The following is a 7,039-nucleotide window of genomic DNA, read 5'->3' as shown; positions in this document are numbered from 1 at the left end:
GAGCTCCCCGGATCCCATGCGTCATCACATCCAACACATGATGCGCATCCAGCACCCGTCTGCGGGCATCGGTGGCAATGGCGTGGCCTTGGGTGACGGTGATGGCGCCGTCGATTTCCAGATGCACGTCCACCAGCGTGAGGTCACCCATGCGGCGGGTGCGCAGATCATGCAGTCCATGCACGCCAGGAGTGGCCAGGATGGTGGCGCGGATGGCCTGGGCTTCTTCGGCCGAGACGGCGCGATCCATCAGGTCGTGCAGGGCGCTCCAGAAAAAGCCCCAGCCGGTGCGTACCACCATCAGGCCCACCACCGCCGCAGCCACCGGGTCGAGCAAGGTGAAACCGGCCAGGCTGCCGACGATGCCCAGCGCCACCACCAGCGAGGAAGCGGCATCCGAACGCGCGTGCCAGGCATTGGCGACCAACATGCTCGAGCGCACGCGCTGGGCGATGCGCAGCATGTAGCGAAACAGCAGCTCCTTGGCCAGCAAGGCCACCAGCGCCACCCACAAGGCCGCCACATGGACCGGTGGTGTGTGGCCGTAGTGCTGGATCTTTTGCGCAGCCGTCACCAACATGCCCAGGCCCACGGCCAACAGCAATGCACCCAGGGCCAGCGAGGCGGCGTTTTCGTAACGCTGGTGACCATATTGGTGATCGTCGTCGGCCTGCTTGCGGCTGTGATGACCGGCCAGCAGCACTACGAAGTCCGAGATCAGATCGGACAGCGAATGGATGCCATCGGCAATCAGGGCCTGCGAGCCCGAAAGCACGCCGGCCGTGACCTGCAGCAGCACCAGGCCGATGTTGACCACGATGCTGACCAAAGTACTGACGCGCCCGGCGCGATGACGGGCATCGCTGAGGGCGTCATTGCGGGCGTCGTCGCCCTTGAAGTCTTCTATTTGGGTACTTAACATAAAACCAACGATAAGAGCCTAATCTAGAGCCAAAGTTGGCAAAACTTGTGCTATCCATGAAATTACAGGATCATCTTGCCACATTACAATGTCAGCAGTATTGCGCCAGAGAGGGGTCGCCGCATTTTTTGTCGGCGCGATGTACAGTGCGCCGATCCCAGCGCGCCCCGCCGCATCACACAATATCAAAGCGTTCCTGGCGTACTGCGCAGCCTTCTGCAGCAACCGCACGCAAAGGATCGTGACAGACCCGGTACCGCCTTTCATCGAGGAACAGCATGAACCAAGCAAACCCGCAACCGCTGTCGTTTGCGTTCGACAGGGCCAGCGGCGAACTGAGCGCAACGTTTGTCCCCATGCAGGGCTTTCCGCCGTTGACGCTGGCCTTCCTGAAACAGGCCATGAGCGATCACGGCCTGACCAAACTGTTTTTCCAGGATTCGGTCTTGAACGCCTTCGTGCGCAAGGCCGAAGATGCCAAGGACGCGGTCACGCAAGTCATTGCCGAGCGCCGCGACGGCGAGTTTTCGCTGGAGGTGGCCGATGACCTGATGACGGCTTCGCTGACCCTGGTGCCGCCCTACGGCGGACGCGCCAAGAGCGTGGAAGTGGTCAATGCCATCCGCGCCGCCGGCATCACCTACGGCATCCTGCATGAGCAATTGCGCGGCGCGCTGTCGGCCGGTTTCTGCAACAAGCTGGTGGTGGCCCAGGGCTTGATGCCGACACCTGCCGAGCCGGCCCGTTTCGAGAGCCTGCTGGAAGAAAAAGAAGAAGAGCTGGCCGACATCGATGAAGATGCCGTGGTGTCCTATGCCGACATGGGCCACATCCTGCTGGTCAAGGTGGGCGATCCACTGATGCGCCGCATCCCGCCGATCCCCGGCAAGGATGGCATCGACATCCGCGGCGGCAAGGTGCCGGCGCGGCCGATTGCCGATGTGCCCTTTGCCAAGGAATGCCTCGGGGCCGAACCGAGCGAGGAAGATCCCAACCTGCTGGTGGCCATCGTGCCGGGCCAACCGACGGTGATCAAGAATGGCGTGAAGGTCAATCCGGTGCTGGATGTGGAAAACGTCGACCTGTCCACCGGCAACCTGACTTTCGAGGGCACGGTGCGCGTCTCCGGTGACGTGCTCACCGGCATGAAGCTGCACGTGGGCGGCGACGTGGTGGTCAACGGCACGGTGGAAGCGGCCGAGATCGTGGCCGGCGGCAGCGTCACCGTCAAGGGTGGCGTGATCGGCCATAGCGAAGGCGTGACCGCCCAGGCCGGAACCACCGCGATTGCCTCGCGCATCAGTTCGCAAAAATCGGTGCAGGTGATGTTTGCCGAAAGCGCCCACATCGAAGCGACCGAAGACATCCTGGTGCTGGGCAATGCGCGCCACTGCGAGCTGCTGGCCGGCAACGAGATCACGGTGGGCAAGGGCAATCCGCGCACCGGCCACATCATCGGCGGGCGGGTGGAAGCGACCAACATCATCCGCGCCAACGTAATCGGGGCTCCCACCACCACGCATACCCGCGTGCAGGTTGGGCTGGACCCCTATCTGGAAGAAAAGATCGCCATCAAGGAACAGGAATACACGCGCAAGGTGGCCGAGCTCGATCGCACCATCAAGCAACAAGGCTACTACAAGCTCAACCCCGAAAAGGCCACGCCGGAACTGCTGCATGAGACCAGCGACAAGCGCAAGGCGCTGGCCTACGAGGTCAAGGTGCTGCTGGAAGAGGTGGGCGAGATGAAGGCCGGCATGGTGGCGGCCGAAGATGCCCGCATCATCGTGGCCAAGGCGGTGCACGAAGGCACCGAGCTGCGCATCGGGCACGAAGTGTGGCCGGTGCAATCCGATCTGGGCGGCGGGACGGCGCAACTGTTCGAGGGCGATATCCGCTACAACCCGAAGAAGTAGGCAGGGCATTCATTTTGTGCCACGGCCTGTGGATAAATTATTTATATTGTTATCCATTCCTTCCATTTGAATTTATCCACAGGCTGGCAACCACCCTCTCCCATGCAAGATCTGCTGCCCTATCCTGACCTGGCGCAATTGCGCACCCTGGCGGCCCAGAGTGCCGCCATCACCCAAGCCTGCAATTGCCGCACGGCCGATAGCAGCGGCTGGATCAGCCTGCCGCTGTCGTTGCCGGAAACCCAGTTGGTCGACATCGCGACCTTGATCGTCGATCCCTACACCGAACCCACCTTCACCGAATACCATCCCGCCGGCACCCGCTACGCCTCCCCCGAGGCGCCCATCGCCCCCGCCTGGTATCCCTACAACCGCTGCAATATCGCGCGTTGCACGCAATGTGGACGTCACTACCTGCGCTACATGGAGGCCGGCGGCTACTTCGTGGATCGCCGCATCCGTTCGCTCGACCAGGCTGCACTGGTGGTGGAAACCGCCTGAATCGAGCCACGCCGGTTCAGCCACGACTGAGTCGGCTGGCCATCAGGATCTGGTACAGCGTATCGGCCGGGCGCGACAGGCGTCGTGCGGTCAGGGCCACATATTCCACATCAGGCAGACGCGGCAGGGCCGCGTGATTGAGCGGCACCACCAGGTCGCGGGAAGCCAGATGCTGCGGTAATGCCGCCAGGCCCAGGCCGCCGCGTGCAGCGGCCATGCAACCGGCATGGCTGCCGCTGGTGCAGACGATGCGCCAGTGATGACCGGACTTGCCCAGCGCCTGCAAGGTCGCCGCGCGGGTGATGCTGGGTTCGGGCAAGAGGATCAGCGGCAATGGCTGGCTCAAGTCCACCAGGGTGTCCGGGCGGGTCAGCCACTGCATGGGGGTGGAAAACATGCTGTGTCCGCGCGACTCGCCGGCGCGGCGCTTGCCTACCAGCAAGTCCAGCTTGCCCTGGTCCAGCGAGGCATACAGATCGCTGGTGAGGCCGATGGTGATTTCCAGTTCGACTTCCGGGTGCTGGCTGCGAAAGGCCGCCAGCATGTCCGGCAATGGCCCCATGGCGAGGTCGTCAGAGGTGCCGAAGCGCACCCGGCCGCGCAGGCGCGGGGCGCTGAATTGCGCCTCGGCGCGGGCGTGCGCCTGCAGGATCAAGCGGGCGTGCACCAGCAGGCTCTCGCCATCGGCGGTCAGGGCCAGGGAATGCGTGTCGCGCACGAAGAGGCGTCGCCCCAGGCGGTCTTCCAGGCGACGAATGTGGTCGCTGACGGTGGACTGGGTCAGGCCGAGCTGGCGCCCGGCCTCGGTAAAGCTGCTGGCGCTGGCGGCGGTGGCGAAGGTCTGGAGCCATACGGGATTGAGCATGAGAGCATTATCATCGGATTATCCGATGACAGTCAACGCGATCAGAGGGGTTCCCGATAGCCGAGGCTTTTCCTATCATGGGGACAAACCCACTCTCCTCTCCTTACCCTTACGCGAGCGCGCCATGAACCGCTTTCTCCCCGACCGCTTCACCCAGTTGCTCATCAGCACCGTGCTCTTGGCCACCTTCTTCCCGGCCACCGGCAGCTTCGAGCATTTCATGCACATCGCCAGCAATGCCGCCATCTCGCTGCTGTTCTTCCTGCACGGCGCCAAGCTCTCGCGCGAGGCTGCGCTGTCGGGCCTGAAGCAGCCGCGCCTGCACCTGTTGACCCTGGGCTCGACCTTCCTCCTGTTCCCGCTGCTGGGCCTGGCCTTGAAGAGCATCGTGCCGGACCTGCTGACACCGCAGCTGTGGATGGGCGTGCTGTTCGTCTGCACCCTCTCTTCCACCGTGCAATCCTCGATCGGCTTTACCTCGATTGCCCGCGGCAACGTTCCGGCCGCCATCTGCGGCGCCACGGCCTCCAACCTGCTGGGCATCGTGATCACGCCGCTGCTGGTGACGCTGCTGCTGCATCGTCATCACCAAGCCGATGGCTTCTCGCAGGTATTGAGCATCCTGCTGCAACTGCTGCTGCCCTTCGTGCTGGGCAACCTGCTGCGGCCCTGGATCGGCGCCTGGATCAACCGCCACAAGGTGATCGTCAACGTGGTCGACCGTGGCGGCATCCTGCTCTCGGTCTATGCCGCCTTCAGCGTGGCGGTGGCGCAGGGTGTCTGGCACCTGTTCCCGCCGGGGCAACTGGCCTTGCTGGTACTGGTCAACGCCGTGCTGCTGGGGACCGTGCTGCTGGTGACCACCTATGGTGCGCGCGCCCTGAAGATGCCGCGTGGCGATGAAATCGTGCTGGTCTTCTGCGGCTCCAAGAAGTCGCTGGCCTCGGGCATTCCCATCGCCGCGGTGCTGTTTGCCGGTAGTGGTGCGGCCGTGGTGCTGTTGCCCATCATGCTGTTCCATCAGATGCAGTTGATGTTGTGCGCGGTGCTGGCACGACGTTATGCGGCCCGCCATGAGGATGGTCATGACGATGAGGCCATCGGCCAGGAGCGCGTGCCGATGCCGGCTACGCGCTGATGGCAGCCAGCCTCGGTTTTTTTCTTTGGTGATGCGAGGGCTACTGACAGAACGTTGTCAGTAGCCCTCGCGCATGATGCGTTCCATGCCAAGCGGCATGACAACCCATCCATTCACGAGAACAAGGAAGAACACCATGCAAACCCAAGTCAACTGGTTCGAGATCGCCACCCGTGATCTGCAACGCGCCACCCGTTTCTACGAAGCCGTCTTTGCCACTACGCTGCGCCAGGAGCAATTCTCCGACGAAGGTCCGATGGCCATCTTCGTGCGTGACGACGGCCAATCCATCGGTTGCCTGACCGGTCCTGGCTGGCTGGAGCCCACGCGCCAGGGCACGCTGATCTATCTGGATGCCGGCCCCAGCATCCAGGCCGTGCTGGACCGCATCAAGGCTGCCGGTGGCGAAGTCACCATGGAGCGCTTCCAGCTCCCCAACGATATCGGCTACATCGCGCAATTCATCGATAGCGAAGGCAATCGTCTGGCCCTCCACGCGATGAACTGATCCGGTCGGTCCCGCCCGAGCGCTCGCCATGGCAGCATCTTGCATAGCAGCATCGAAGTCGATGGCGGGCAGGCATCATGCGTGCCAGAATGGCGCGCATCATTTTTCCGTCTGCCTGTCATGCGCCGAGCCGATCGCCTGTTCCAGATCACCCAGTACCTGCGGGGACGCCGTCTCACCACGGCGCGCCAGTTGGCGCAGTGGCTGTCGGTGTCGGAGCGCACGGTCTATCGCGACATCCGCGACCTGTCGCTGTCGGGCGTGCCGGTCGATGGCGAAGCCGGGGTCGGCTATCGCATCAAGCCTGGCTACGACCTGCCGCCGCTGATGTTCAACACCGACGAGATCGACGCGCTGGTGATCGGAATGCGCATGGTGCAAGCCTGGGGCGGGCCGCAACTGGCGGCCTCGGCGGCCTCGGCACTGGCCAAGGTGGTGCTGGCCCTGCCCAAGGAAAAGCGCGATTTCGTCGAGGCCACGCCGCTGTTTGCACCGGCCATGCAGGACGATTGCGGCCAGGGCGAGCGGCTCGAAGCGATTCGTCAGGCCATCAGTAGCCGCCACAAGCTGCTGCTGCACTATACCGATGCCCAGCAGCGCAGCAGCCAGCGCGTGGTGTGGCCACTGGGACTGGCTTTCTTCGGTGGCACCTGGCTGCTGGCCGCCTGGTGCGAACGCCGCGAGGACTTCCGATCCTTCCGCCTGGACCGCGTGCAGCAGATGCGCGCGCAAAGCCATTACCCCGACCGCAATGGCCGCCGTCTGACCGACTTCGTGCGCGCCATGCAACGCCAGGCAAGGGCCGAGCAGGCCATCCAGCCGACCACCTGATCCGGCTGACCAGGCCCGACGCCATCCCCGCAACACAAAGCGCATATGCTGCTGCGGATTGATTCGTTCGCAGCACACAGCACAAGGTTTAGGCTGGCACCGTCACTGACTTCCTGCGAGTCCTGCCATGCATACTGCTGCCACCACTGCCCGCTCTTCCTCCGCCCACCCGGGGTGAAGGAAGCCACGCCACTGCCGATAGTGGACGATTGCGAAATCAGCGCATCGGCCACCCGCTCCTCGAACAGCGATACGCGCCACTTGCCCTGCCCTTGTTGTAACTGTTTTTCGATGGCCAGTTCGGTGGACCAGACTTTCTCGGGCTTCAGGTTCGGATTGGCCTGCAGGAATACGCCAT

Annotated in this window: 8 protein-coding genes; 5 read left to right on the top strand and 3 right to left on the bottom strand. The window is 63.5% G+C overall.

All coding sequences use genetic code 11. The features are described from left to right. The coding region (locus I5W_RS10010) for a cation diffusion facilitator family transporter (RefSeq protein ID WP_044529102.1) at positions 1-922 on the bottom strand (922 nt) is incomplete at its 3' end. Positions 923-1,200: 278 nt separating this feature from the next. On the opposite strand from I5W_RS10010, the gene I5W_RS10005 reads away from it, so the two are divergent. Both I5W_RS10005 and I5W_RS10000 read left to right on the top strand, forming a co-directional pair. Further along, positions 1,201-2,838, top strand: coding sequence for a DUF342 domain-containing protein (locus I5W_RS10005; RefSeq protein WP_017455330.1), 1,638 nt, complete (start codon positions 1,201-1,203; stop codon positions 2,836-2,838). 102 nt (positions 2,839-2,940) lie between these two features. Then, positions 2,941-3,339 (top strand): hypothetical protein, encoded by a 399-nt coding sequence (locus I5W_RS10000; protein WP_017455331.1) that lies wholly within the window; start codon positions 2,941-2,943, stop codon positions 3,337-3,339. A gap of 16 nt (positions 3,340-3,355) precedes the next feature. On the opposite strand, the gene I5W_RS09995 is transcribed toward I5W_RS10000, so the two are convergent. Then, positions 3,356-4,204 (bottom strand): LysR family transcriptional regulator, encoded by an 849-nt coding sequence (locus I5W_RS09995; protein WP_044529101.1) that lies wholly within the window; start codon positions 4,202-4,204, stop codon positions 3,356-3,358. A 124-nt stretch (positions 4,205-4,328) separates the two neighbouring features. On the opposite strand from I5W_RS09995, the gene I5W_RS09990 reads away from it, so the two are divergent. The 3 genes from I5W_RS09990 to I5W_RS09980 all read left to right on the top strand — a co-directional run bounded on the left by I5W_RS09990 (position 4,329) and on the right by I5W_RS09980 (position 6,681). Beyond that, positions 4,329-5,342 carry a bile acid:sodium symporter family protein gene (locus tag I5W_RS09990; RefSeq protein ID WP_017455332.1) on the top strand — a complete coding sequence of 338 codons (1,014 nt, stop codon included), beginning with the start codon at positions 4,329-4,331 and terminating at the stop codon, positions 5,340-5,342. Positions 5,343-5,478: 136 nt separating this feature from the next. Next, positions 5,479-5,850: a VOC family protein gene (locus I5W_RS09985; protein WP_017455333.1), complete on the top strand. Its 372-nt coding sequence runs from the start codon at positions 5,479-5,481 to the stop codon at positions 5,848-5,850. Between the two features lie 120 nt (positions 5,851-5,970). Further along, the gene (locus I5W_RS09980; RefSeq protein ID WP_044529100.1) at positions 5,971-6,681 is read left to right on the top strand and encodes a helix-turn-helix transcriptional regulator; all 711 of its coding nucleotides are present in this window, start codon (positions 5,971-5,973) and stop codon (positions 6,679-6,681) included. On the opposite strand, the gene I5W_RS33300 is transcribed toward I5W_RS09980, so the two are convergent. Then, positions 6,588-7,039, bottom strand: a 452-nt coding sequence (locus tag I5W_RS33300) for a TonB-dependent receptor domain-containing protein (RefSeq protein ID WP_252716979.1), incomplete at its 5' end; no start/stop codon positions are given. The genes I5W_RS09980 and I5W_RS33300 overlap by 94 nt on opposite strands.

The sequence above is a fragment of the Herbaspirillum sp. B65 genome, from assembly GCF_000333555.1.
Lineage (GTDB): Bacteria > Pseudomonadota > Gammaproteobacteria > Burkholderiales > Burkholderiaceae_D > Herbaspirillum > Herbaspirillum rubrisubalbicans.
Note: the sequence above shows the minus strand (reverse complement) of the source record. Positions and strands in the feature narration are given on the sequence as shown.

Coding starts and splice junctions, on each gene's coding strand:
- I5W_RS10005 (WP_017455330.1), top strand. CDS start 1,201: ATGAACCAAGCAAACCCGCAACCGCTGTCGTTTGCGTTCGACAGGGCC.
- I5W_RS10000 (WP_017455331.1), top strand. CDS start 2,941: ATGCAAGATCTGCTGCCCTATCCTGACCTGGCGCAATTGCGCACCCTG.
- I5W_RS09995 (WP_044529101.1), bottom strand. CDS start 4,204: ATGCTCAATCCCGTATGGCTCCAGACCTTCGCCACCGCCGCCAGCGCC.
- I5W_RS09990 (WP_017455332.1), top strand. CDS start 4,329: ATGAACCGCTTTCTCCCCGACCGCTTCACCCAGTTGCTCATCAGCACC.
- I5W_RS09985 (WP_017455333.1), top strand. CDS start 5,479: ATGCAAACCCAAGTCAACTGGTTCGAGATCGCCACCCGTGATCTGCAA.
- I5W_RS09980 (WP_044529100.1), top strand. CDS start 5,971: ATGCGCCGAGCCGATCGCCTGTTCCAGATCACCCAGTACCTGCGGGGA.